The following is a 24822-nucleotide window of genomic DNA, read 5'->3' on the forward strand; positions in this document are numbered from 1 at the left end:
ACGCGGCCGGGTTTTCGCGTTTATGCAGCCGCTTAAATCACGATCGCGAAAATCGACGCGGATTGGCATACCCGCCATATTGTCAGCCAAACAGAAGGGCTTAAAATCCAGCATCGAACACCTACATGTTGTCGGGTTCGCATGGGGATTCGATCGGAACAGGTGACGTGAGCATCGGTCAGGCAGTCACGGGCAGTGCATCGCGCATGCAAAACGGCGGCGACGGTAATGGTACCGGGCGCGGAACAGCCGTCATCACGCGCACCAAGACCAAGACGAAGAAGCCCAGCCTCTACCGGGTTCTTATCCTCAACGACGACTACACTCCGATGGAGTTCGTGGTTCACGTGCTGGAACGTTTTTTCCAGAAGGACCGCGAAGCTGCCACGCGCATCATGCTCCATGTCCACAATCATGGAGTGGGCGAGTGCGGGGTTTATACCTACGAAGTGGCCGAGACGAAGGTGTCCCAGGTCATGGATTTCGCCCGACAGAACCAGCATCCGCTGCAATGCGTGATGGAAAAGAAGTGAGGATTTGATGCCTGCATTTTCGCAAGGGCTGGAGAAGGCGCTGCACCAGGCGCTGACGCTCGCCAACGAACGGCACCATGAATACGCAACGCTGGAGCACCTGCTGCTGGCGCTGATCGACGACACCGAGGCGGCCGCCGTCATGCGCGCCTGCAACGTCGATCTCGACGACCTGAAGCAGACCGTGCTGACCTATATCGATACCGAACTGGACAATCTCGTCACCGGCTATGACGAGGATTCCAAGCCGACCGCCGGCTTCCAGCGCGTCATCCAGCGCGCCGTGATCCACGTCCAGTCTTCCGGCCGCGAGGAAGTGTCGGGCGCCAACGTGCTTGTCGCCATCTTCGCCGAACGCGAGAGCCACGCCGCCTATTTCCTGCAAGAGCAGCAGATGACCCGCTACGACGCGGTCAACTACATCTCGCACGGCATCGCCAAGCGGCCCGGCTCGTCCGACAACCGCACACCCCGCGGCGCGGAAGACGAGCAGGGCGGCGCAACCGGTGCCGAACAGTCAGAGGACGGCGGCAAGAAGAAGCAGCAGGACGCGCTGACGGCCTACTGCGTCAACCTCAACCAGAAGGCGCGGTCCGGCAAGATCGACCCGCTGATCGGGCGCGGGCCGGAGATCAACCGCACCATCCAGGTGCTGTGCCGGCGCTCCAAGAACAATCCGCTCTATGTCGGCGATCCCGGCGTCGGCAAGACGGCCATCGCCGAGGGGCTGGCCAAGCGCATCGTCGAGGGCGACGTTCCCGAAGTGCTTCAGGACGCCACCATCTTCGCGCTCGACATGGGCACGCTGCTCGCTGGCACGCGCTATCGCGGCGATTTCGAGGAGCGGCTGAAGCAGGTCGTCAAGGAACTGGAGGACTATCCGGGCGCCGTCCTGTTCATCGACGAGATCCATACGGTGATCGGGGCAGGGGCCACCTCCGGCGGCGCCATGGATGCCTCCAACCTGTTGAAGCCGGCCCTGTCTTCGGGCGCCATCCGCTGCATCGGCTCGACCACCTACAAGGAGTTCCGGCAGTTCTTCGAGAAGGACCGCGCTCTCGTGCGCCGTTTCCAAAAGATCGACGTCAATGAGCCGTCGGTCGAGGACGCCATCGAGATCATGAAGGGGCTGAAGCCCTATTTCGAGGAGTTCCACAAGGTCAAGTACACCAACGACGCCATCAAGGGTGCGGTGGAGCTGTCGGCCCGCTACATCAGCGACCGCAAGCTGCCGGACAAGGCGATCGACGTGATCGACGAGACCGGCGCCTCTCAGATGCTGTTGCCCGAGCCGAAGCGCAAGAAGACCATCGGCATCAAGGAGATCGAGGCGACCATCGCCACCATCGCCCGCATTCCGCCGAAGACCGTGTCGGCCGATGACGAGAAGGTTCTGGCCGGTCTCGACGTCGAGCTGAAGCGCGTCGTCTATGGCCAGGATACGGCGATCACCGCGCTGACGTCGGCGATCAAGCTGGCGCGGGCGGGCCTGCGCGAACCGGAAAAGCCGATCGGCTGCTACCTGTTCTCCGGCCCGACCGGCGTCGGCAAGACCGAGGTCGCCAAGCAGTTGGCCGCCTCGCTCGGCGTCGAGCTGTTGCGCTTTGACATGTCGGAATACATGGAACGCCACACCGTCTCGCGGCTGATCGGCGCGCCTCCCGGTTATGTCGGCTTCGACCAGGGCGGCCTGTTGACCGACGGCGTCGACCAGCATCCGCATTGCGTGCTGCTGCTCGACGAGGTGGAGAAGGCGCATCCGGACCTGTTCAACATCCTGTTGCAGGTCATGGACCACGGCAAGCTGACCGACCACAACGGCAAGTCGATCGATTTCCGCAACGTGATCCTCATCATGACCACCAATGCGGGCGCGTCCGACGCCCAGCGCGCGGCCATCGGCTTCGGCTCGACCAAGCGTGAAGGCGACGATGTCGAGGCGATCAACCGGCTGTTCACGCCGGAGTTCCGCAACCGTCTCGACGCCATCATCCCGTTCGGATCGCTGCCGGTTCCGGTGGTGCATCAGGTCGTTCAGAAGTTCGTCATGCAGCTCGAGGCGCAGCTCGCCGACCGTGGCGTGACCTTCGAGCTGGCGCCGGAGGCGATCGCCTGGCTGGCCGACAAGGGCTACGACGAGCGCATGGGCGCGCGTCCGCTCGGCCGCGTCATCCAGGAGCACATCAAGAAGCCGCTGGCCGACGAGGTGCTGTTCGGCAAGCTGAAGAAGGGCGGCACGGTGCGCATCGGCGTCGAGAAGAAGGAAACCGGTGAGACCGGCCTGAAGCTCGAATCGCTGGCCGACGAGACGCCGGTGAAGCCGAAGAAGGAAGAGCCGGCCGACCGACCGAAGACCGCGCGCAAGGCTTCCGCGAAGAAGGCTCCGGCCACGAAGGCTGTCGCCAAGAAGCCGGAGCCGAAGGGCAAGGACGGCGGCAAGCGCAGCCTCGTGCCGCAACTGCCGCGTAAAAACTGAGGCAGGCCGACCAAAGAAAAAGCCCCGGCAACGGGGCTTTTTTGTTGCCGGGTCGCCGGACGCTACCCGGCCAACGCGGCCCTGATCTTCTCCGCATTCGCGGCCAGCACCTCCGGCTTTTCCATGGCGCCGGTGTGCGGCTTCAACGGGACGCCTTCGAAGCGGGGGATAACATGGACGTGCAGGTGATAGACCGATTGGCCCGAAGCCGCTTCGTTGAACTGCATGACGACGACGCCGTCCGCGTCGAAGGCGGTCTTCACCGCCCTGGCCAGTTTCTGGACTGTCGCGAACAGCGGTCCGAAGATCGCCGGATCGGCGTCGAGCAGGTTGCGTGACGGTGCTTTCGGCACCACCAGCGTATGGCCGATGCCCTGCGGCATCACGTCCATGAAGGCGATCGTCGCCTCGTCCTCGTAGACGCGATGCGAGGGAAGCTCGCCGCGCAGGATCTTCGCGAAGATATTGGTATCGTCGTAAGCCATTCTCTGCCTCTCGCCGTTGCGGCTCCGCTGTCCTATGGGTGAGTTATAGCCGTCCGGCACGCGGCATCAAACCGTCTGTGCGCAGGACCTGAGGGGCAAGGCCGAATGGCGTGGAATTATCTTTATCTGCTGGTCGCCATTTTCTTCGAGGTGCTGGCGACCACGGCGCTGAAGGAAACGCAGGGGTTCACGCGCCTTGCGCCATCGTTGGTGACCGTGGCTGGCTACGGGCTCGCGTTCTATTTCCTGTCGCTGCCGCTGCGCACGATGCCTGTCGGCATCGTCTACGCGCTGTGGTGCGGCGCCGGCATCATCATGATTACGGCCATCGGCTGGGTGTGGTTCCGCCAGCAGCTCGACCTGCCGGCGCTTGTCGGCATGGGGCTGATCATGGCGGGCGTCGTGGTCATCAACCTGTTCTCCAAGACTGTCGTGCACTGACGCATCAGGCGATGCCGGGCGCCTCGCCCTTTCGGAACGGCGTGTGCTCGTCGAGATAGTCGCTCATGGCGGCCACTTCGGAACGCTCGCGCCTGAGATAGTCGGCGACGGCGCGGCGCAGGCCGGGATGGGCGATGTAATGCGCCGAATGCATGGTCACCGGGCGATAGCCGCGCGCCAGCTTGTGTTCTCCTTGAGCGCCCGCCTCGACCACCTTGAGCCCACGCTCGATGGCGAAGTCGATGGCCTGATGGTAGCAGACCTCGAAATGCAGGAAGGGATGATCCTCGATGCAGCCCCAGTTGCGGCCGTAGAGCGCATCCGAGCCGATGAAGTTGATGGCGCCGGCGATGTAGCGGCCGTCGCGCTTGGCCATCACCAGAAGGATGTCGTCGGCCATGCGCTCGCCGATCAGTGAGAAGAATTTTCGGTTGAGGTAAGGGCGGCCCCACTTGCGGCCCCCTGTGTCCATGTAGAAGGCGAAGAAATCGTCCCAGGCGCGCTCGGTGATGGCCTTGCCGGTCAGCCGCTCGATGGCGATGCCGCCCGCAAGCGCCTCGCGCCGCTCCTTCTTCAGTGCCTTGCGCTTGCGGGAAGCGAGCGTGGCGAGAAAATCGTCGTAGCTGGTAAAACCCTCGTTGAAGAAGTGGAACTGCTTGTCGGTGCGATGCAGGAAGCCTGCCTGTTCCAGCGCCGGCATGTCGGCTTGCGGCAGGAAAGTGATGTGGGCGGAGGAGACGCCGAGCCGGTCCGTCACCGCCTTCAACGCCGCCGCCAGCCCGGCCTTGACCGAAGCCTCGTCCTCACCGCGGGTGACCAGCAGGCGCGGGCCGGTGACGGGGGTGAACGGCACAGAGCATTGCAGCTTGGGATAGTAGCTGCCGCCGGCCCGCTCGAAGGCATCGGCCCAGCCGTGGTCGAAGACATACTCACCCTGGCTGTGCGACTTGGCGTAGCAGGGCAGGGCGCCAAGCAGCCCGCCGTCGCCGCTCTCCAGGCGAAGATGGTGCGCTTGCCAGCCGGTGCGCTGCACGGCGCAGCCGGACTCCTCCAACGCACTCAGAAAGTCAAAGGAAAGGAACGGGTTGTAGCCGGCCGCCGACGTTCTCGTCGTGCCGCCGAGATTGTCCCACTCGTTGCGGGTGAAGGCGCCTATGCCGGCGGCAGCACGCACGGCATAGCCCGTCGCACCCGCTTCCGCAGACTCCTCGCCCTGATCCATGCGCCTTACTTAAGCCTGCCGCGCAGCCATGCAAGAGACGAGGCGTTCATCAGGCCAGCCGCATCGTCTCCGGCTCGAAGCCCTCGAACGTCATCTGGTCGGCATAGCGGAAGGTGATGTCGATCGCCGGCTGGTCGCGGATGGTCCAGGTGATGACCGGCATCTTCAGCCTGTCGCGCACGAACGTCACGAACGGGTTCGGCAGGTCGCCTGCGGCATAGGAGGTGAAGGCGAGATCGTGCGCCAGCATGGAGAAATGCGCCTCGATCAGCTTGTTTTCGCGGCCGTAGGCGGTCAGCCCGCCGGGAATGCCGGGCGCATCCCTGGCAAAGTCGCGGATCAGCCAATGATCGAACGACATGATGGCAACCTTGCCCTTGTAGGTCTTGAGCAGCGCCCCGACGCTCGCCACCAGCCCGGTGTCGTGACCGGGCGTCCCTTTCAGTTCGACTACCAGCGGCACGCGCCCCGCCACCAGCGCCAGAACCTCTGCCAGCGTCGGCACGTGGTCGGCGGTGCCGCCAACGCGCAGGGTGGCGAGTTCGGCCACCGTGCGCTGCCAGACGAAGCCGTCGGCGCCGGTCAGGCGCTTTAGATCGTCGTCGTGGATGACCACCGGCACGTTGTCAGCCGACAGATGCACGTCGCATTCGATGGCGTAGCCGCGTTCGGCGGCGGCGGCGAAGGCTGACAGCGTGTTTTCCCAGCGCCTGTCGTTGAGGTCGTGATAGCCGCGATGCGCCACCGGCTTGGCGGTCAGCCAGGAAAGGTCGTCCATCTTGTCTACTCGACCTCGAGGACGGCTTCGACCTCGACTGCGGCGTTCAGGGGCAGGGCCGCCATGCCGACGGCGACGCGCGCATGCTTGCCACGCTCGCCGAGCACATTGGCGAACAGGTCCGAGGCGCCGTTGCCGACGAGGTGCTGTTCGGTGAAGTTCGGCGTCGAGGCGACATAGATGTTGATCTTGACCAGCCGGCGGATCTTTTCGAGGTCGCCGAGCGCGGCCTTCGCCTGCGCCAGCACATTGATGGCGCACAGCCGCGCCGCTTCCTGCCCGCCGGCGGTATCGACGTCGCGGCCGAGCAGGCCGGTCACGGCGAGCTTGCCGTCCTTGATGGGCAGTTGCCCGGACGGAAACAAAAGGTTGCCGCTGCGCACGAACGGTACATAGTTGGCGGCCGGGGCCGCTGCTGCGGGGAGGACGATGCCCAGATCGCTCAGCCGCTTTTCGATTGTTTCGCCCATGTGAATTCCCTATTGCTTGATGACGCCTGCGTCGGCTGGGCTGAAATTGCTATTTTTGCCTCGCTTCCGCCACGACTTTTTTTAAGCTGGACCACCTTTCCTCGGCGGCTGCCATCAGTCGCAAGACCGGAGTTCTCCATGCGCGCACCGCGCCTTGCCTTTCTCTCCGCCGTTGCCTTTGCCGTCGCGCCGACGGCGTCGGCCTGGGCGGTCGTGCCGCTGCAGCCGCATCGCGCCGTCTACGATCTTTCGCTTGACAAGGCTTCCGACCGCTCCGGCATCACCGGGATCACCGGGCGCATGGTCTACGAATTCAACGGTTCGCCCTGCGAAGGCTACACCGTCAAGTTCCGCATGGTGACCGAGATCGCGACGACCGACACGTCCCGGATGACGGACCAGCAGACGACGACCTTCGAGGATGCGAAGGGCAAGACCTTCTCGTTCCTGACCAAATCCTTCGTCGACCAGGCGCTCGACAAGGAGGTCAAGGGAACGGCCACCAAGGAGCCGAACGGCCTCAAGGTCCAGCTCGAAAAGCCGCAGAAAACCAGCCTCGACCTGGCGGCGACGCAATTTCCCACGCAGCAACTGGTCGAGATGATCGGCAAGGCGGAGAAGGGCGAGAACTTCTACCAGACCAGCCTGTTCGACGGCTCGGACGACGCCGACAAGGTGATGACCACAACCGTCGTGGTCGGCAAGCCGGCCGCTGCCGCCAAGGACGATCCGGAGCTTCCGGTTCTGGCCAAACTTTCCAAGGACAAGGTCTGGCCCGTCGACATCGCCTATTTCGATGAAAGCAAGAAGGACAGCGGCGAGGAAACGCCGGAATACCGCATATCCTTCAAGCTGCACGAGAACGGCATCACCCGCGACATGGTGATGGACTACGGCGACTTTTCCATGGCGGGCAAGCTGGTCAACCTTTCGCTGTTCGATCCGGCGCCGCAGAAGACCTGCAACCAGTAGCCCCGCCAGCCGCCATGGCGGTCTATGTCGATGCCGCGATCTGGAATCATGCCGGCCGCCGCTGGTGCCATCTGCTGGCCGACGACATGGATGAGTTGCATCGCTTCGCCGCACAGCTCGGGATCAAAAGCTCGTCCTATCAGGGGCCGCCCAAGACGTCGGCGCCGCACTACGACATCACCGGCTTCGAGCGCGACCGGGCCGTCAGGCTGGGCGCCGTCGAATGCAGCCGTGAGGAGATCGTGGCGGTGTTCCGGCGCGTGCGGGTGAAGAACGGCAAGCAGCGGACATGAGCCGGCATCCGGCGTCCGCGGCAACCTCCGTGGCAAAAAGCTTCAGCCGGCGGCCGGCCGGATCGTGCAGGTCGCCGCGGTAAAGGCGCCGTCGGGCTGTCGCATGACGATATCGAAGGAGGCGTCCTTGTCTCCGTCGGCCGTCACCTGTGTCAGCGAGACGCTGTTGCCGCCGGAGGTGAAGCCGCCGAGCGGCCCCAGCCAGGCCAGTTCTCCGTTGCGGTCGATCTGGTAGTTATAGCCCTGCGCGGCCCTGCCGCTATAGGTCGGCCCGCTATAGACCCTGCCCTTGATGGTTATGGTGCCAAGGTCGAGGAACAGGCCGAGCAGGTAGGCCTCGCAATGGTAGGAACCGTCCGGTAGCGTGCCGTCGGCGATGCCTGCCCGGACGCCGCCTTGTTGCGCTAACAGCAAAAGGATGGCTGCGCCGCCGGTCCCAGCCAATCGGCAGGCGGCTTTCAAGGTTGCGGGACCGTATCGGAGCATGGCCTTCCTCTGTCTTCCGGCTCGCCAGCCGGCACGCCCGCCATCGAGGACTGAAAAGCAGGGTTTCGCAAGAGGATTCGCCCGCCGGCGCCTCCTGCATAACCGGTCCGGTTGCGTTATTCTTTCCTTGGTCATGGTGAGTCGGCCGCTTTTTCCGAGTTCGGTTTGGGGCAGATCGAGAAGGAAGCGGCGGCGGCAAGCTCCACGCAAGCGCCCGTTCCTAGCATCCTTCGAGAGCCGCGTTGGTTCGACGCAGGGGAGGGCACCGATGGAGCGTTTTCTCGAGGACTACCAGAAGCAAAGGCTGACGGAGCGCTTCGACATCATGACCGCCGTCAACATCCTGAAATCGCGCGGTCTGGACGACGACGAACTGATCCGCGAGATCACGCGCGTCTTCTATGTCGATCTCGACGCCTACAACGAGATCGTCCAGGCGGCAGCCTGAGCGCGACGGCACGAGAGCCAGCGTTGCGATAAGGACGGCGGTCGGGCGGTTGCCTCAATCGTAGAGATTGTATTTCGACCACTCGTCCTTGGGAATCGGCTCGCCGACGCGGTAGCGGAAATCGAGCACGGTCATGTGGTCCGGCGCGGTCCGGCACTTAAACTTCAGCCTGTACCACTCGCCCTTGCTGCGGAAGGCGGCTCCGGGACTGCGGATCGAATCCTTGTGCATTTCAGGCGTGGCGAAGGCGTAGGCCACCACCCGGTCGGCTTCGAACTGCGGGTCGTCGTGGGTGATGCGGTCGAGCACTTCGGCGTCGCAACGCTGCTCGAGCCTGGTTTCGGGATCGAGCTTTAGAAGGCCGGTGCGCAAGGTGTTGCTCATCGCGCTTGCCGGACCGACAGTCATGAGGCCGACAAGCGCTGCGACGCAGATCGTTTTCATGGAACGGAGAATCACCAGATTTCGAGCCGGAGATCAATCCTGCCGGCCTGGAAAGCGTCTATTGTCGCCATGTCGGCGAAACAACGGACTTCGTGATTGTGGTGGCAAACCCCATACCGATCAACGCTTTGATGCCCAACCTTCGCTTTCCATTTGACTTTCCTTGAGCCTTTCCGGCTCTTCGCCTGTGTCGGCCTGCATACCGGCGCCTTCACCGAAAAGGACGGTGCGGCGGCGCTCGCCAGCTCCGGCCATCGATCCGGCGATGAATCCCGACAATCTGCATTTGCTCCAGAGCAGCGCAGAGGGCGACGGCGACGGTTGACGCGGCCGCTGCCGCTGCCTACAGCAATGGGCCGCGACCCGGCTGTGAGAATTTCCGGCGTCAACCGGCGCCGGGCGGTCCATTTCGTCCGGTCGCGGATACCGAGGTGATTGAAAAATCACCATGGAGGGATGGCCGAGCGGTTTAAGGCACCGGTCTTGAAAACCGGCGAGGCAGCAATGTCTCCGTGGGTTCGAATCCCACTCCCTCCGCCACCTACTGTTGAAATCATTGAATATTTTGGCTTGATCGGGGCACCGCCCCAACAATCACCCTAACTTATGACTGCCGTTAGCGGGAAACGGCCGGCGCGCATCTGCGTCGAGCGCCGGCGGCACATTCTCCAGGCTGGGAAGAAGAATTTTTAGGTTCCCGGCGGAGGTCAATAACCGCAATCAGGCCAGCGACTTAGCACGAACAACGGGGCAAAATGTCATACATTTCAGACACTTGGCTGGAATTTTAGTTCTTGCCAGCCGTCCTAAATTGATCCAGATTGCGCAAACCGTTGCATTGAAGATTTGTAGAACCGGCAGAACCAGCAGAACAGGACGAACCGCAATGGCGAATTTCCACCGCTAGCGGGCCGCTACGCCCGCTTCTGAAAAAGAGGGCGTCTCGATGACGAACGCAAATCTGACGGCGGCGAAGTCCGCATCTCAAATTCCATGGCCTCAAAAACCGGTTTTGCCCCTGCGCGTTGCCGCTGATCTCCTCGGCATCAGCAGGTCCAGCCTTTACCGCCTTCAGGCCGGCGGCAAACTGACCTTCGCCCGTGTCGGCGGCAAATCTGTCGTAAGAACACCTTCCCTGCTTGCCTATCTCGAAACGATTGAGGAATGGCAGTGATGGCCGGCGCACGGAGAAGCGGCGGTAGTTACTTCCGCCCGCACCCAAAGAGCCGCCAAGCGTTCCTGGACGAGTGCGTCCTGATCTGGTGCGAGGTCGACGCCGACAAGTCGCCCAGTTCCGACGACCCCGACTTTCTGGCCGCGCTAAAAGCGCAGATGCGCGCCAGTGTGGAGGCCCGGCTAGGATCGGCCGATCCCGACGTTATCGACTACTTCACCGGCGTTGAATTCGCGGCATTCCAAAGCTGGCGTACAGCCCGCTATTTCGCCGACCAGCTCGACGAAATGGCGAAGCCGCGCCCCGGAAAGGGTAACAGGCGTCGGGAAGTGCCGGCGCACCTGCCGCTGCGACAGAGCCGTGCAATCATCGCGTTTGTGGCCGCGGAGTTCAAGGCGCGGAACCCAACTGCTTCCAAGAATGCCATCTATGCGCAGACGGCAGAATACCTGGCCGATGGCCTTTCGAGGGCCGACGCCGGTGGCAAGATGACCATCAAGAACGTGCGCGATGCCTGCGAAAGCCATGGGATCTTTGACGACGTCGAAACGATGATGGCCCGAGACCAGCGTGAAACGAAGCGCGTACGGGCGAAAGGGCTGCCGCACGCTTGGGACTGCGGCTTCTATGACTGGATCATCGTCGGCAGAAGGGTGGCCACTCTTCGCGGTTACGAAGACGAGCATATGGCGCCCGCTCTGTACGAGAACCTTATAGCCCGGCCGACCCGATCATTTGAACGCCTTTACATCCAGGCGAGAGCCGGGAAGCGTTTTGCCGGTTTGCTGGGCGCTGACCTTGCGCGGGCGATCGACGCCGCCATTGGACTGCGTGCCTGGGTGTTGAAGGACATGGACGCATTAACTCCTGGTGTCGCCCGTAGCAGGACTAAAACTGCGAACGCAGCTGGTTGAACCTGATCGTTCGCGACAACAGGGAGACGACCAATGCGCGCTGTCAGCACAACACCGTCCATCGAATTGATCGCCGTCCAGGAGGCGGTCAGACGCTCCAGCTGGAGCGCTGGCTACATCAGAAGTCTGGCCCAATGCGGGAAGCTCGACAGTGATCGCAGCAGCGGCGCGATCCTGATCGACGCCGAATGCCTGGCAATCCTGCTTCGGGCACGCGCGGCCCGTCGGCGCCGCCCACGCCTCCGGCTTGTGATCGATAACGCATGATCGAAAATAACAACGCCACCGCCCCGGCAAGGGCGAGTGGCGTCAATTGAAAGCATCTAGAATGAACATACAGCAGAGCACCACCATTGAAAAGCGAGAATTGGCGTGGGAGGCCGCGAAGGCCATCACCAAAGCGCCGGAGCCGCCCACGCCGGTAGCGCTCGCGCAGTTGCAGATGACTGACGCCGCGGCAACGGTGATCACGCTCCCCAGACCGAAGAACGCCGACGAACCGCTAGACGCCTCGGCGGTTCAGGACGCGCAGAAAATCATACGTCAGGCAAAGACGGCACTGATCGCTTCTGGACTGTCTGACGATGCCGCCGAGGCTAGTATATTGTGGGCGATCGGCGCAGGGCATTCGGAGATTAAAGCGGTTGTCGAGGGTAAAGCGGGCGCCGTCGGCACGGTCGCCAATTGGCTAGTCTCCAATTTGCAGTTTTTCGATGTCCTGCCCGATGCGCCAGCCGGCGGCGACGTAGAAATAGCCGTCACGTTCGGAAGCAGCCAGGAAGATACGGAGTTTCCTCCCGCCGAGCGGATGACGTGGGCGGAATTCTGTCGAGTGATGACAAGGCACCAGGTGGGCCAGAAGGCCGGGCCTTGCATTGTGCCCGCCATCTTGAACGGGACGCGCCGCTTAAAGCTGGAGGCCAAGGAAATCCACGTCCTGGTGCTGGACTACGATCAGGGCAACGACCTTGCCACGCTGGTGAACGCCATAGAGGGGAAGGGCTGGACTGCCGCGATCGCGTCCACTCACTCGCACCTGACCACCGAGACGAAAGTCAAGGATGTGCACTGGCGGAAGTATCTGGAACAGAGCGCTGCGCCATCAGCCGCCGAACTTCTCGCACAAAAGGGGTACGTCCCTAGCGTTTGCGACGGGGCGAAAGTGGACCGCGAGGTTGACGGCTACGTCTTCATACGGCACCCGCCCTGCCCGAAGTTCCGCGTTGCGCTTCGCCTGGCGAAGCCCTGGCGCGCTGCTGATTACGCCTCCCCGGTCGAAGCGGTGAGGGCATGGGCGGAAGCCTACGAAGCGGTTGCCGATGCCTTGGGCATCCCGTTTGACGAAAGCTGCACCGACGCCAGTCGTCTTTTCTATATGCCCCGGCATCCGGCCAACGTGCTTCCCGTGTCCCGTGTTCTGCATGGTGCGCCCTGTGACGCTTTTTCACTTGTGGCCCCGCGATCCTCTTCTGGAGCAGGAAAGACCGCACTCCCGTCGCGCCGGACACGTTCTAAAAAGGTCGAGCACGTAGACGCGAGTACCGGCGAAGTTTTCGACCTCACGGCGTGGCTGCGGGAGTTCGGACGGCGCTTTTTGATTGTCGACGCTCTACGCGCGCGCCGGCCGGATGTATTCGCAAACAAGGTTTCAGACGCGCGCCACCATGTCCTTTGTCCGTTCGAGGGCGAGCATTCGGAACCGGGTATGGACAGCGCGACGTTCGTCGCCAACGCCGGCGAGGGCGCGACTGGGGGCTTCGTCATTCATTGCCGGCATGCGCATTGCAACGGGCGAGATCGAGCAGCGTATGTTAGCCAGATGCTCGAAGATGGCTGGCTTGAAGTCGAGGATCTCAAAGACCCGCGCTATTTGCTGCCGGAACCGGACCCGGTTGAAGTCGCCATAGAGCGTCTGAACGCCAGCGAAGCCGTCGTGGTCATTGGCGGGAAAACCCGTATATTGATCGAAGACCTGGATCGAGACGGCCAGACCGACGTGGAGTTCGCCCAGGTTCCTGATCGCCGCAATTGGCACGCGCCCGATCGCGTGATGATCGACGACAAACAAGTTCCCGTTTTCGACATCTGGCTCAACTCCCCGAAGCGGCGGCAGTATTCCGCAGTGGTGTTCGAGCCGGGAGGCGCACGCCCCGATAGTTACAACCTATGGCGGGGTTTCGCTGTCGAGCCCGACCCGCGATCGAGTTGCGATCGGTTTCTCGATCATCTGCGGGAAAACGTCTGTCGCGGCGACGAGCACAATTTCAATTGGCTCGTGGGATGGCTGGCACAGATGGTGCAGCAGCCAAGCGAGAAGCCCGGCGTGGCGGTGGTGCTGCGCGGCGGCCGCGGTGTCGGAAAGACCATCGTCGGCGAGTACGTTGGCGCGATGATGTATCGCCGGAACTACGTCCAGATCACGCAGCCCAAGCAGTTGGTGGGGAACTTCAACGCGCACCTGAAGCAAGCCCTGCTCATCCAGGTCGAGGAAGCATTCTACGCCGGAGACCCAAAAATTGACGGCCCCCTGAAGAACTTGGTCACTAGCGACGTGCGGATGGTCGAGCCCAAGGGCGTAGACGCCTTTCCGGTTCGCGACTGCGCTCGTGTGCTCATCACGTCCAACGAGGCTCTCGTCGTGCCGGCTGGAAACGATGAGAGACGCTGGGCGGTGTTCGACGTCGGCGACGGGCATAAACAGGATCATGTCTACTTCGCCGCGATCGCAGACGAACTCGCACACGGCGGCGCTGGGGCGTTGCTTGCCTACCTTCAGGAGTTCGACCTTGGCGGTGTCAATATCCGCTTGGCGCCAGAGACTGCGGCCCTACTCGACCAGAAGCTGAATTCGTTGCCGTCTATGCCGAAATGGCTTCACGCCTGCTTACGGGAGGGTGCCGTCGATACGTCGGGCGAATGGCCGGAACAGATCGCGACGAAACAGTTCTACGAGGCATACCGGCACGCGACGGCACGCGACCGTTACGCGCGCGAAATCTCGCAGGAATACTTCGGCAAACTGCTGCGCGAAATCATTCCACTTCTCGAAAGGGTCAGGCCGAGTAATTCGGGGCCGCGTCCGTGGGTCTACGCCATACCAAGTTTAGATGTCTGTCGAGCCAGCTTTAGTAAGTGGATAGGGCAAGATGTCCCTTGGAGCGATTGATTTCCTTCGTTGCTGGGACCGCTAGGACGTAGACGGTCGGAAAAAATCCAGTAATTACAAGGGTAGTCCTAGTAGTCCTAGTAGTCCCAGTAGTCCTAGTGCATAAAAAGGTAGAGAGATATGATTTCCAGAGCGACAGAATGTCTTTCCCCATTCTCCGTAGGGGAGACAGAATGTCTTTTCCCACTCTCCGTAGGGAAGTCCCGTATAGTAAATTGGCCCGTTTCACTAGGACTACTAGGACGATGGAAAATTAGCCTATTATTTCAACAGTTTATGTCCGTCCTAGTTGAAAATGGCACTAGGACTGCTAGGACGGCCGCCTCCCAGCGCCGGCGAGCACAAAAAATGTTCCTTGTCGGGGCGGTCGGTTCCACGCGCTCAATCCGCGATACCTTAACGGCGCTTGGGGAGAATATGCGGTGAGGAAGGGCCAACCGAACTCATGGCAACGGTCCGCACAGTGGCGGGAAATCAGCCGCGCGGCCATTCGCAGATGGAACGCGCGGCGCGCGGCGATGCCGAAATGTGGGGCGAAGCGCAAACGCGACGGCGAGCCGTGTCGGAACCTTGCCATGTCGAACGGCAAATGCCGTTATCATGGTGGCTGTACAGGTAAGGGCGCGAATTGGGGCAAGCACCGCCTGCCGCCTAAAGACGCCGCACAGTGGGAAGCGAGGCTTGCGCGCAAGTTCGCCCAGATCGAGCGTGACAAGCGCCGGCGCGCGCAGCGGTTGGCGGCGATGTCGCCAGAGGAACGCCGACGCTACGACGCATGGGTGAAAAGCCATCAGCCTGGCCCGGCCGCCGAACGGGCGCGCCGCCGCGCCAATCTCAAAGCGGCCGCCGATCTCCGCGCCATCTCGGAACGCGCCGACGCTCGCCCGCTATCGCCGGAGCTTGCGGCCCTTGAAGCCGAACGGCGCCGGATTGAACGTGAGGCGCTGTTGTGGTCAATCGAGAACGGGCTAGCGGAAGGGGTGTTCGGATGAGCCGCCAGACAGAAATCGACGCCGCGCGGGCGCGCGCCATTCACCTGTTGCAGACGCGAGGATTTGAGGCATCCGTGAGGGCGGCGATTAATCTCTGCGAGGACGAGGACGCGCCCGCAGCCGCACGAGCATCGGCCATTAACTCGATCATGCGGGCGAACGGCGCCTTTACCCCGCAGACGGGAGAGCAGACCAAAGAGATGAGCGAAATGACGGCCGCCGAGCTGAAGGCGCTAACCGCCCAACTAGAGCGCGATCGGCAGCAAATGCTGCGTGACTTGGGACAAAGCGAAGATACAGCGTTCGATTGATTTATCTGTACTTTCTGTCACCTTTGTATTCTTGAAGTAGTGACAAGAATTACAAAAGAAAAACATTGACTTAACTGCGAATTGTACTACGTTTGGATTGTCGCAATTGAAGCCAACGGGAGTACATGCAAATGGTCATCGATTTTGTCACAGGTAGGACGCTCAACCAGCCGGAAGCCATTATCACTATCCTCGGGTTCGACAGTCCCTATCCCGAATTCCGCTTCGACGCTATCAAGCGCGGCCGTGATCTGGTTGACGGCCTCGTCGCACCCGAACTGGCGGTGCGGATGCAGACCGAAGTCGAGGCTTCGGGAGGAAAGCTCGAAATTCTCGATTGGGATGATCCGATTATGGCTACCACGCCGCGCGACGCGCACCGCGTCATGATCGACGGGATTATGTCGCTTGAAATGGCGCTACGGCTGCGGGCGCTTTGCAAGGACTACAACGCGAAGCTGACGCAGCATTGATCGATCGACACCGCGATAAACCGCCCCAGGCCTCGCCGGGGCGGTTTTGCTTTGCTGCGGTCAACTGCCCCGGCGGCCGGCTTACGCCGCTTCCTTGAGCCGCCTTGCCGCCTTGGCGACCGTCGCCCGGCTGGCGCCAGTGAGGCGCATAACCACATTCCACGATTTCCCTTCCGCCAGCAGCCGGCCGATTTGCTCGATCCGTTTGCTGTCTTCCGGGCGGCCCCGATATCTCCCGTCCGCTTTCGCCTTGGCGATGCCTTGCGCCTGGCGCCGGCGGCGATCGGTGTAATCCTTCCTCGCGAACGCCGCGAGCATGTCCAGCATCATGCTGTTGAGCGCTTGCGCCATGCGGGCCGTGAACTCGTCGCCGCCGGCATTCAACAAAGCATAGGACGTGGGCAGGTCGAGCGCGACGACGCGAACGTCGCGGGCGGCTATTTCACGCTTTAACCGTTCCCAATCAGCGCCGTTAAGGCGGCTTAGTCGGTCGACCTGCTCGACCAGCAGAACGTCGCCCGGCTTGCAATCCGCCAGCAGTTTGAACAATTCCGTGCGGTTCAGCGAAGCGCCGCTTTCGTTTTCCAGATAGGTGGCCGCGATAACCAGGCCGCGATCGTGGGCAAAAGCTTCCAGGTCAGCACGCGCCCGGCTGGCGTCCTGTTCCTTGGTGGAAGCGCGAAGATAAGCACGAACGAACATGACAGAAACTCCTTTCGGTCTGTTAAAGGTGGTCTGCATGATATCAGTCTGTTTAATATGGTCAACATGGTATAACAGACCGCGATTGCCGCGCCGCTTTGGTGGTGCGCGAAAGGTGTACGCTATCCAGACCAGCCGTTGTGCGGCTTCGCCCGCTCGCTCGCCACATCGCCGCCCCGCCCCGACCCCTGGCGGGTAGTCAAAACGCAGTCTCGCCGGGGTGGGTCGACGGCCGAAGAAAAATGCCGCTCACTGGAACTTTTGGTCTTTCCATACCACCCGTCGCCGGACTTTTCGCGCTGGCTTCAACGGCCGTTCTCGGGTATAATTTTCGGGCTGGTCAAACCGCGACGAGGCGAGCGCGTCGCACAAGCCGCCCCACGGGGCAACGTCAACCGAACCGCATCATCGCCGACACCTGTTCCGCGACCCCGGTTCGTGATCCAGCAGCGCCATGCCTCGCACCGATCCGTCCGAACTCTTCGCACTATTCCTCCGCAATCGGAGGAGTAGATCAGTCGGCCAACGCGCACCAAACTTCGACAAAGGGAAAGTCGGAGCGGATATAGTGGACGATCACGGCATCAACGTAGAGATGGCAATCTCGGAACTCCGTCGTCTCGGAGAGGGCGAAGAAGAGTGCCTGTCTTTTGCCCTGGAGACCGGGCTGGGGTATCTGTTGGGGCTGGCCCGGCATCAGGTCGTCACCGACCCCGAATGGGAACCGCTCCATGAAGATGATCGCCGGCGACTGCTGGCGGCCTTGTTCTACGGCCTGGGCGCCGCCATCATGCGCATGAGCGGCCGCATCACCGCCGAACATCTTCAGAGCGGAATGCTCGCCGCCGCATCGGTCGTAGAAGACCTGCACGCCGGCACATTGGACACCGACAAACACCTCGACGACGTTTCGCGGGTTCGAATTTTGATTTATCGCGCGCGCATTCTCGGGCGCGAGGAAATGATCGAGGAAAGACGTCTGGCGCGCGAGCGCGCCACCGTCGAGAAGATACTGGCGCCAGCGAAGGCTACAGAAGGCGAGTTGTTCGGATGACCGCCGTAGCCCACGATCAGCATCTCGCGCAGGCCGCCGATTATCTGCGCGCCGCCGCAGAAGGCGAAAAGCCGCTGTTGGACGGGGCGTTGGGGCTGCGCTCGCTGTTCAATTCGCTGGCGTCGGGCCAGCCCCTTGATCCGCAGCTTGCGGGCGAGGTTTCCCGGCTTCTGTTCGCAGCGGCCCCGCGTATTGCCGAAGTCGCGGCGGGCCGGCTGGCGCCGGAATATGTTTTTGTGGCCCTCGGCTGTGCTTCAGCCGCAATGGGAAATGTGGATGCCGAGCGCCTCCGTGGCCTAATGGCTTTCGCGGCCATCCTGGAGGCCGAAATCCGCGCGCTCTTTCTGCGCGACATGATCGCCGCCGGCGGTCAGGCCGATTTGGCGGATGCACTGTCCCGAAACCCCGTCATCGCCGCGCCCTATTCGACCGACCCGGCGACCGTTCATTGAGGTAGCGACATGACCTTCTACAACAATCCGGCGTTTGCGCAGGCCGCCGCCAATCTCACAAAATGGTTCGCGCCGCCCTCCGGTGCAGAGGCCGCCGGCTGGGCCACCGCAAGCGCCAAACAGGCGGACACGAACCGGCGCGGTCAGGTCTTCGACTACGCGACGGACCCGAACTTCGACCAGCAGCGCTTCGACCGTATGGGCACCGGGGCGGGCCTCTGGACGCCGAGCCAAGGCTATTACGCGGTCGACAAGGACGACGCCACGAAGCGCTACGGTTTCGACACGCAGGCGGCAACGTTGCGAGCGAACAACGCCGCCGACAATGCGCGCGCTCTTGCCACGAACCGGCTCGACAATCAGCGTTCCGCGATCACCGATCTATTCAAGCCGCTGGACCCCGGCCAGGTTCGCCCGGAGGTCACGCCCGAGTTCATGGACGCGCTTCAACTGCCGGCCGCTCCCGCCGTCGCCGGTGCGCCGAAGCCGCTTTCGGAAACCGAATGGAAGGCGGGCCAGAACCAGCGCCTTATCGACAGCGGTCAGTTGACCGATCAAGATCTGCTGGACGCCATAGCGGGCGACAAGACGCCGGTGAAGGCGATCGATCCGAACACTCACCAGCCTGCATTCATGTCGCCCGGCGCCGCCGTGCGGCAAGGTGCGCAGCCTTATGAAGCGGCCAGCGCCGAGCGCGTCGACAACTATCTCGCCGTTGGGCCGAATGGCGAAGAGAAGCGCTTTGTTGGCTACGTCGGATCGGATGGCCGCATCTTCGACGTCGACACTCATCAGCCGGTGCCGAATGTCGTTCGCAAGGAGAGCACGGGCGGCGGCATGTCATTCGAGACCGATGGCCAGGGCGGCATCAAGCTTTCGACTGGGAACGCCGCAGGACTGACGACGCCGCGTGTGACTGATCTTCAGCGCCAGGAAACGGAAGCCGGGCGCGCGGTCAATGAGCTTACATCCCTGTTCGACACGCTGCGGCCCGACGATCTCGGCGCTGCGGGTAACATCAACGAACTCTTGACCGACTACGGCGCGCAGGCATTCCCGTCGCTGGCACGTCCTGACGTCTCTGCCACGCGGGCGCAGTTGAAGGCGACCACCTTGGGCCTTGCGAAGTCGCTGGTTGGCGACGAGCGTCTGTCAGACGGCGATCGCCGCGCCGCCAACGATGTCATGATCAGCGGCGGGCTCGGCGAGAGCCTGCCGGGAGCACGGGCCAAGCTGGCGTCGCTCGTTGCGCTGTCGGCCTATCGCAAAGCCTATGCCAGCACAGTGCGTTCCGGCGGCACGCTGCCGCCGCTCGACGGCGCGATGCTTGGCCGTCTGGTCGACGAAGGGACAATCTCCCCGCAGGTCGCTGAAGTCTATGCGAAGAATGTCCTACGCCATGCGCCCCAGGCCGGCGACAGCCTGATCCCCGGCGTCGCCAATCCGGAAACCGGCATAGGCGCCCCGGCGGGCGATATTCCGACCGTACGGACGCCGGAAGAGGCGAACGCGCTGCCGTCCGGCACGCAGTTCCGCACACCGGACGGACGACTGAAAGTGAGGCCATAATGGACCCGTGGGCAGCTTTCCCCGACGCTCCGGCCGCGAAGCCGGCTGACGATCCGTGGGCCGCGTTCCCTGATGCGGGCACTGCATTGTCAGCCTCGCAGCCGCCGGAAGATCGCCGCGATAGCACGGGCATTCCGGGCGGCCCCGACATCACGCCGGCCGCGCCATCGACATTCGGGCAGCGCGCCCTCGACGTGTCGGCCGGCGTGCTTGGCGCTCCGGTCGATGCCATGTCCGATCTGATGGGAGCGATCGGACTGCCGACGAGCGAAGCCCCATTCGGCGGCTCGAAGTTCATGGGCAGCATTCTGCACGGACTGTCCGGCTCTAGAGAACAGGCCGAATTGGGCGATACATCCGGCATTCAGGCAGGCGGCGCGCCGATCGGCCAGCGTCTCTATTCGTCGTTCCTGAACACCGACAAGGCCCGCGACCAGTACCTGACGAACACGTACGGCCCCGAGAACGAAGGTTGGTACGTACTTGCCGACCGCTTCGGCAATCCGACCGATCGTCGTGTCGTGCGCAACTCGGACGGATCGGAAAACCTCTTCAATCCGCCCGGCGTCGATATGGGCGACGTCGCTGGCATTGCGGGCGGCGTGCCCGACCTGATCGGGGCGATTATGGGCGGGAGCGCTTCCGTTCCCGCGTATGCGTTTGGCCCCGCTGCGGGTATTCCCGCATCGGCGGCGCTGTCCGCCGGCGGCGCGCAGCTTGTCGGTGAAACAGTCGGGCGCTTGTTCCCCGAGAACCGGGAGGCCGAGCCGAGCGTCATGAGCGACGTTCTTCCGCGCGCTGCGGGCGAAGCTGGAACCGATGCCTTGATCGGGGCGATCACCGGCGGGGCCGGCCGCTTTGGGAATGCCGTGATCAACAAGGCGCGAGCGCCGTTTGCCAAGAGCGCGTCCGATCCGGTGGCAACCGAGTATCGGCAGGCCGCCGAGCGGCTGCATGGGCAGGGTTACGACATCTCTCCGCTCGCGTCCGAAGGCGGGGCCGGCGGCTTTACGTCTCGCGCTGAAGGGCTGCTTGAAAAGCTTCCGGGATCTGCCGAGAAGATGCGCCAATACCGCGAGCGCGGCGATCAGGCGGTTGCCCGGTTTCAACAGAACATCGCGGGCGACGTCGACCCGAACCAGGTCAGCCGCGAGACTGTCGGCGAGCTTTCGGCGCAGCGCAAGAACCTGACGATCGACCGCGAGCAGGCGTTGGAACGCGCCGACGACATGATCGGCCGAAACCAGACCGATTTGACGGCTCGGCAGGGACCGCAAATGTCGGCGGAAGGCGCCGGCCGCCAGACCCGCGCCGGATTGGAGCGTGCGCGGCAGGAGTTTAAGGACGAAGCGAAACGCCTGTATGACATCGCCCGAGCGGCCCCAGGCGGCCGGGATGCAATTGTCGATGTCGGCCCGGTTCGCGAACAGGTCGCCCGTATCCGCGAGGCGTTGCCGCCGACTGCGGACGGCGCGCCGAGCGACCGTTTCACGCCGCAGGGTCTTTCCCGTTTCCTGCTTGGCGTTGACGACATCGCGCCGAACATCAGTCTCGATCAGGCTCGGCAGATGAGAGGGCTTGTCCAGGATGCTATAGACGACAAGTCGCTGATGCCCGGCGTTCCCGAGCGCTATCTGTCGCAGCTTCAGTCCGCGATCTCGCGCTCGATCGACGACAGTGTGGCGCGTGCCGGCACGCCGGAGCTTCGCCGGGCGCTTTCCGACGCGAACCGCTTCTATGCGCAGAATGTCCATCGCTTCAGCCGCAAGGGCATCGCCGAGACCTACCGCGAGCCGATCCAGCCGGGCTACATCGAGGATAATAAGCTCGTCGATCGTCTGCTTTCCGGCCGGGGCCAACCCGGCGTGGTGCGAGAAACGCGCGACCTGATGGGCGCGAACAGCCCGGAATGGGCGGCCACGCGGCGCAACGCCATCGAGCAGATCCTCGACGCCGGGCGCGATCAGACCCGCAACGGCCGCAAGGTCGTCAATGTCGACGGCCTGGTAAGCAAGCTGAACCGTCTCGATGATGAAGCAATCAGCGGGCTATTCGGAGTGGCCGATGCACAGCAACTTCGAAACCTTGCCGTCGACATATCCAATCGCTCGAAATACCTCGATGCATCGGCATTGTCGCAGAACGGCACGCCCAACATCATGAACCAGCTTCGCGCCGCCGCCGTGGCCGATGACCAGATCGCCCGCGAATACCGCAACAGCGCCATCGCGCCGTTTCTGCGGGGCGAAGACGGGGCAGCGGCGAAGTTGCAGCCCGAAGAGCTTATCCCATGGCTATATCACCGGGCCTTGCCGCAGGAAGCGCAGCAGGTCATGTCCAAGCTGCCGGCGCCGATGAAGGCGCGGGTTGAGAAAGGCGTCGTTGCCGACATCATCGAGAACGCGATCTGGCGGGGCGGTGGCGATATGTCCGCTGTCCGGCGGCTTGTGACCGGTGAAGCCAATCCAGCCGACAGCCAGGGCATCGCCGAAGTTCTCGGCGCGGGGCGTGACAGCGAGAGCCGCCAGCAAGCCGATCGGATCAACGCGCTCGTTTCGCCCGAGAACCGGCAGGCGTTGCGCGATCTTGCCCTTATCACCGCGCGCCGTCAGGAACGCGATGCAACGACTTCGGCAATCGGTGGCCTTGCCGCTGGCGCTGCGATCACCAACATTCTGTCATCGCCCGGCAGCGCGGTTCGCGGTGCGATCGTTGCGCGAGGCCTGGCGGAAATCATCACCCGTCCGGGCTTCCGCCGATGGGCGACAAACACGCGGCGCCATCAGATGACGGCGCGGGGGCAGGCGAGACTGACCGCGCTTTCGCCGCAGGCGCTCGGGCTGGCGAACGGCGCGATTTCGGAGAACGCAGACGTTCAAGCCGCGCTCGAATGGCTGAACGAAGGCGTTTCGCAGATCAACGACGCCGGCGAGCGGATCACGCGACCGCCGCAGGGTTCGGGATCGTGGCAGGAATTCTTCGAGCGCGAAATCGCGCAGTAATTCCGTTAGTGACATTCCTGGCGAAAACGGCGGGTCGCTGACGAATAGTCACGTTGGGCACTCTCTAGTTCTTGCGTTTCGGCATCGCAGTCGTCCCTCAAATCCCCCCGCTGGACGCACGCCGCCACGCTTTGCGCCATCCAGGCTGCTTGTTGAGCTTTTCCAGCGGCATCATGTTCTGCGTCAGCGCACTCGCGAGACGGGTTTGGGACGCGATACCACCAGCATATGGAGAAAAGCTTGTAGAGCGCTTTGATCTGCTCTGTTTCGTCGTCGTCGAAATCAGCGAGGGCTTTCGAACCGGCGCCTATCGCGTGAAAGTTCTGGATAGGCCTTTTCAGAAAGGGCGAAAGTTCTGCCGGTATGGTAAAAATTCCGCAGAGGGGGCTGAAGTTCAATTGTTGTGCCCTGATTTCGGGAACCCCCGCCGTCAGCGACAAAGATACCGTCAGCACGGCAAGCTCTGTTCCGCGCCGGACGATAGCGGCAAAACGCTCTCTGTGCATCAAAGCCCCCCAGTCTGTAGAGTGGCGGAAGTCGGCTAATCGGGCAAGCATATTTGCCTGCGATCACCCACTCCGTCAGGACGCCCGCCTTGCCTGCTTCATCTCCAGCACGTTGCCGGGCTTCTTCGGCTCGCAGTAGCTGGCCCAAGCGGCCATGAGCTTCCGCCGCTTCTCCAGCGCGTCGCCGCGCCGATAGGCCCGCTCTGTCTCATCCCCCACGACATGCGCCAGCGCTGCCTCCGCAACCTCACGAGAAAAGACAGTCTCTTCCCCCGCCCAATCGCGGAAGGACGATCGGAAGCCGTGAACGGTGGCGTCGACTTTCATCCGCCGCAGGATCATTTCCATCGCCATGACAGACAAGGGCCGCCCTTCCTTCTGGCCTGGAAAGACGTAAGCGTCAGGGCCTGCACCGAGTTCGGCAAGCTCCGTCAGGATCTCGACGGCACGGGGCGTCAGTGGAACGCGGTGCTCCCGGCCGGCTTTCATCCTTTCCGCGGGAACGACCCAAAGCGCAGCCTCCAGATCGAATTCCTTCCAGATCGCGCCAAATGTCTCCCCGGAACGCGCTGCCGTCAGGATCGTGAACTCCAGCGCCCTTGCCGCCATCGCCTCACGCTGCCGGAGAGCGGCAATGAACGCGGGAACGTCTTCATAAGGCATGGCGGCATGATGGCCGCGTGAGAGCTTCCGGCGTTTCGGCAATAGCTTGTCCAGATGCCCGCGCCATAGGGCGGGGTTCTCGCCCGAACGATGTCCTTGTGCCTTGGCAGCGTCCAAAACCCGTTCGATGCGTCCGCGCAGACGCGAGGCAGTTTCGGGCTTTGTGAGCCAATACGGTTTCAGCACTTCCAGCACGTCCGCCGTCGTGATCTGGTCGACACGCTTCGGCCGCAACGGGGCTGCATATTCGCGCAGGGTCATTTCCCATTGCGCAATGTGCTTTGCGTTCCTGAACTGCGGTTTCATTGCCTCGATAAAATCGTCGGCAGCATCGCCGAATTTTGGAACGGAAACGGGCGCGTTGTTTTTGGCGGCGATCGGATCGACGCCTGCCTGAAGGCTCACCCTTGCCTCGCCGGCAAGCTCACGCGCACGGGCAAGCGTGACGGACTTCAGGCCGCCCAGGCCCATCTCGCGAAGCGAGCCATTGCGCCGGTACAGGAAGACCCAGCGCTTTGCGCCGCTCTTGTCCACCACGAGATAAAGACCGCCGCCGTCACCGTGCCGACCGGGCTTTGTGATCGCGGTCACGCCTCGCGCGCTCAACTTGTTCAATGCGAGAGCCATATTCACCCCAACAATCACCCTAACTGGTGACTGCTATTCTATGAAACAGGATGACACATGTCGATACGGGTGATCCGCTAAAACACTGCAATTAAACGACTATATGAAGCGCTATGGGATAGTCTGGCACGGCAGTATGGCGGACACTCCCTCCGCCAAACAATGCCGA

General features: G+C 62.7%; 27 protein-coding genes and 1 tRNA gene. 18 read left to right on the forward strand and 10 right to left on the reverse strand.

The window, feature by feature from the left end:
• Nucleotides 1-206: 206 nt before the first annotated feature.
• Complete coding sequence (gene clpS, locus E6C48_RS01990) at nt 207-533, forward strand: ATP-dependent Clp protease adapter ClpS (RefSeq protein ID WP_054310906.1); 327 nt, start codon at nt 207-209, stop codon at nt 531-533.
• 7 nt (nt 534-540) lie between these two features.
• Complete coding sequence (clpA, locus tag E6C48_RS01995) at nt 541-3009, forward strand: ATP-dependent Clp protease ATP-binding subunit ClpA (RefSeq protein ID WP_136353440.1); 2469 nt, start codon at nt 541-543, stop codon at nt 3007-3009.
• A 62-nt stretch (nt 3010-3071) separates the two neighbouring features.
• Here clpA and E6C48_RS02000 read toward each other — a convergent pair whose 3' ends face one another.
• Entirely contained in the window at nt 3072-3494 is a 423-nt protein-coding gene (locus tag E6C48_RS02000; protein ID WP_136353442.1) for an HIT family protein, read from the reverse strand.
• A gap of 105 nt (nt 3495-3599) precedes the next feature.
• Here E6C48_RS02000 and E6C48_RS02005 point away from each other — a divergent pair, with 105 nt between their 5' ends.
• A complete protein-coding gene (locus E6C48_RS02005; RefSeq protein ID WP_136353444.1) occupies nt 3600-3935 on the forward strand; it encodes a DMT family transporter in 336 nt (111 codons plus the stop codon).
• A 4-nt stretch (nt 3936-3939) separates the two neighbouring features.
• Here the strand turns inward: E6C48_RS02005 and E6C48_RS02010 are convergent, their stop codons facing one another.
• Genes E6C48_RS02010 through E6C48_RS02020 form a run of 3 tightly spaced genes read right to left on the reverse strand, consistent with a single transcriptional unit; the run spans nt 3940 to nt 6405 of the window.
• Nucleotides 3940-5157 carry a GNAT family N-acetyltransferase gene (locus E6C48_RS02010; protein WP_136353446.1) on the reverse strand — a complete coding sequence of 406 codons (1218 nt, stop codon included), beginning with the start codon at nt 5155-5157 and terminating at the stop codon, nt 3940-3942.
• A 49-nt stretch (nt 5158-5206) separates the two neighbouring features.
• Nucleotides 5207-5935, reverse strand: coding sequence for a glycerophosphodiester phosphodiesterase (locus E6C48_RS02015; protein ID WP_136353448.1), 729 nt, complete (start codon nt 5933-5935; stop codon nt 5207-5209).
• A 5-nt stretch (nt 5936-5940) separates the two neighbouring features.
• Nucleotides 5941-6405: a RidA family protein gene (locus E6C48_RS02020; RefSeq protein WP_136353450.1), complete on the reverse strand. Its 465-nt coding sequence runs from the start codon at nt 6403-6405 to the stop codon at nt 5941-5943.
• A 138-nt stretch (nt 6406-6543) separates the two neighbouring features.
• Between E6C48_RS02020 and E6C48_RS02025 the strand changes: the two genes are divergently transcribed.
• Nucleotides 6544-7377 (forward strand): cell envelope integrity EipB family protein, encoded by an 834-nt coding sequence (locus E6C48_RS02025; protein ID WP_136353452.1) that lies wholly within the window; start codon nt 6544-6546, stop codon nt 7375-7377.
• A 14-nt stretch (nt 7378-7391) separates the two neighbouring features.
• Nucleotides 7392-7670: a DUF4031 domain-containing protein gene (locus E6C48_RS02030; RefSeq protein WP_136353454.1), complete on the forward strand. Its 279-nt coding sequence runs from the start codon at nt 7392-7394 to the stop codon at nt 7668-7670.
• A gap of 42 nt (nt 7671-7712) precedes the next feature.
• Here E6C48_RS02030 and E6C48_RS02035 read toward each other — a convergent pair whose 3' ends face one another.
• Nucleotides 7713-8156: a hypothetical protein gene (locus E6C48_RS02035; protein ID WP_230978638.1), complete on the reverse strand. Its 444-nt coding sequence runs from the start codon at nt 8154-8156 to the stop codon at nt 7713-7715.
• Nucleotides 8157-8424: 268 nt separating this feature from the next.
• On the opposite strand from E6C48_RS02035, the gene E6C48_RS02040 reads away from it, so the two are divergent.
• Entirely contained in the window at nt 8425-8604 is a 180-nt protein-coding gene (locus E6C48_RS02040; protein ID WP_136353456.1) for a hypothetical protein, read from the forward strand.
• Nucleotides 8605-8658: 54 nt separating this feature from the next.
• On the opposite strand, the gene E6C48_RS02045 is transcribed toward E6C48_RS02040, so the two are convergent.
• Nucleotides 8659-9048, reverse strand: coding sequence for a DUF930 domain-containing protein (locus tag E6C48_RS02045; RefSeq protein ID WP_136353458.1), 390 nt, complete (start codon nt 9046-9048; stop codon nt 8659-8661).
• A gap of 120 nt (nt 9049-9168) precedes the next feature.
• Nucleotides 9169-9327, reverse strand: a complete 159-nt coding sequence (locus tag E6C48_RS22470; protein ID WP_168734422.1) for a hypothetical protein — start codon at nt 9325-9327, stop codon at nt 9169-9171.
• A gap of 171 nt (nt 9328-9498) precedes the next feature.
• Between E6C48_RS22470 and E6C48_RS02050 the strand changes: the two genes are divergently transcribed.
• From E6C48_RS02050 to E6C48_RS02085, 8 genes are all read left to right on the forward strand, one after another.
• Nucleotides 9499-9588, forward strand: a tRNA-Ser gene (locus E6C48_RS02050).
• 406 nt (nt 9589-9994) lie between these two features.
• Nucleotides 9995-10222 (forward strand): helix-turn-helix domain-containing protein, encoded by a 228-nt coding sequence (locus tag E6C48_RS02055; RefSeq protein WP_136353460.1) that lies wholly within the window; start codon nt 9995-9997, stop codon nt 10220-10222.
• Nucleotides 10213-11136, forward strand: coding sequence for a hypothetical protein (locus E6C48_RS02060; protein WP_136353462.1), 924 nt, complete (start codon nt 10213-10215; stop codon nt 11134-11136). The genes E6C48_RS02055 and E6C48_RS02060 overlap by 10 nt, the downstream gene beginning before the upstream one ends.
• A 33-nt stretch (nt 11137-11169) precedes the next feature.
• The gene (locus E6C48_RS02065) at nt 11170-11403 is read left to right on the forward strand and encodes a hypothetical protein (RefSeq protein ID WP_136353464.1); all 234 of its coding nucleotides are present in this window, start codon (nt 11170-11172) and stop codon (nt 11401-11403) included.
• A gap of 61 nt (nt 11404-11464) precedes the next feature.
• Nucleotides 11465-14302, forward strand: coding sequence for a primase-helicase family protein (locus tag E6C48_RS02070; RefSeq protein WP_136353466.1), 2838 nt, complete (start codon nt 11465-11467; stop codon nt 14300-14302).
• A gap of 518 nt (nt 14303-14820) precedes the next feature.
• Nucleotides 14821-15294: an HGGxSTG domain-containing protein gene (locus E6C48_RS02075; RefSeq protein ID WP_330998553.1), complete on the forward strand. Its 474-nt coding sequence runs from the start codon at nt 14821-14823 to the stop codon at nt 15292-15294.
• On the forward strand, nt 15291-15605 hold the full coding sequence (locus E6C48_RS02080; RefSeq protein WP_136353470.1) for a hypothetical protein: 315 nt from the start codon (nt 15291-15293) through the stop codon (nt 15603-15605). The genes E6C48_RS02075 and E6C48_RS02080 overlap by 4 nt, the downstream gene beginning before the upstream one ends.
• A gap of 131 nt (nt 15606-15736) precedes the next feature.
• Nucleotides 15737-16078 (forward strand): hypothetical protein, encoded by a 342-nt coding sequence (locus E6C48_RS02085; protein ID WP_136353472.1) that lies wholly within the window; start codon nt 15737-15739, stop codon nt 16076-16078.
• Nucleotides 16079-16159: 81 nt separating this feature from the next.
• Here the strand turns inward: E6C48_RS02085 and E6C48_RS02090 are convergent, their stop codons facing one another.
• Nucleotides 16160-16780, reverse strand: coding sequence for a recombinase family protein (locus E6C48_RS02090; RefSeq protein ID WP_136353474.1), 621 nt, complete (start codon nt 16778-16780; stop codon nt 16160-16162).
• A gap of 568 nt (nt 16781-17348) precedes the next feature.
• On the opposite strand from E6C48_RS02090, the gene E6C48_RS02095 reads away from it, so the two are divergent.
• The 4 genes from E6C48_RS02095 to E6C48_RS02110 are packed head-to-tail and all read left to right on the forward strand — an operon-like array spanning nt 17349 to nt 22857.
• On the forward strand, nt 17349-17834 hold the full coding sequence (locus E6C48_RS02095) for a hypothetical protein (protein WP_136353476.1): 486 nt from the start codon (nt 17349-17351) through the stop codon (nt 17832-17834).
• Nucleotides 17831-18286, forward strand: a complete 456-nt coding sequence (locus E6C48_RS02100) for a hypothetical protein (RefSeq protein ID WP_136353478.1) — start codon at nt 17831-17833, stop codon at nt 18284-18286. Before E6C48_RS02095 ends, E6C48_RS02100 begins: the two co-directional genes overlap by 4 nt.
• A 9-nt stretch (nt 18287-18295) precedes the next feature.
• Entirely contained in the window at nt 18296-19855 is a 1560-nt protein-coding gene (locus tag E6C48_RS02105) for a hypothetical protein (RefSeq protein WP_136353480.1), read from the forward strand.
• Nucleotides 19855-22857 carry a hypothetical protein gene (locus E6C48_RS02110; RefSeq protein ID WP_136353482.1) on the forward strand — a complete coding sequence of 1001 codons (3003 nt, stop codon included), beginning with the start codon at nt 19855-19857 and terminating at the stop codon, nt 22855-22857. Before E6C48_RS02105 ends, E6C48_RS02110 begins: the two co-directional genes overlap by 1 nt.
• Before the next feature lie 5 nt (nt 22858-22862).
• On the opposite strand, the gene E6C48_RS02115 is transcribed toward E6C48_RS02110, so the two are convergent.
• Nucleotides 22863-23363: a hypothetical protein gene (locus tag E6C48_RS02115; protein WP_136353484.1), complete on the reverse strand. Its 501-nt coding sequence runs from the start codon at nt 23361-23363 to the stop codon at nt 22863-22865.
• A gap of 75 nt (nt 23364-23438) precedes the next feature.
• Entirely contained in the window at nt 23439-24653 is a 1215-nt protein-coding gene (locus tag E6C48_RS02120; protein ID WP_136353486.1) for a tyrosine-type recombinase/integrase, read from the reverse strand.
• Nucleotides 24654-24822: the final 169 nt, after the last annotated feature.

Origin of the sequence: Ollibium composti, assembly GCF_004801285.1 — a bacterium.
Lineage (GTDB): Bacteria > Pseudomonadota > Alphaproteobacteria > Rhizobiales > Rhizobiaceae > Mesorhizobium > Mesorhizobium composti.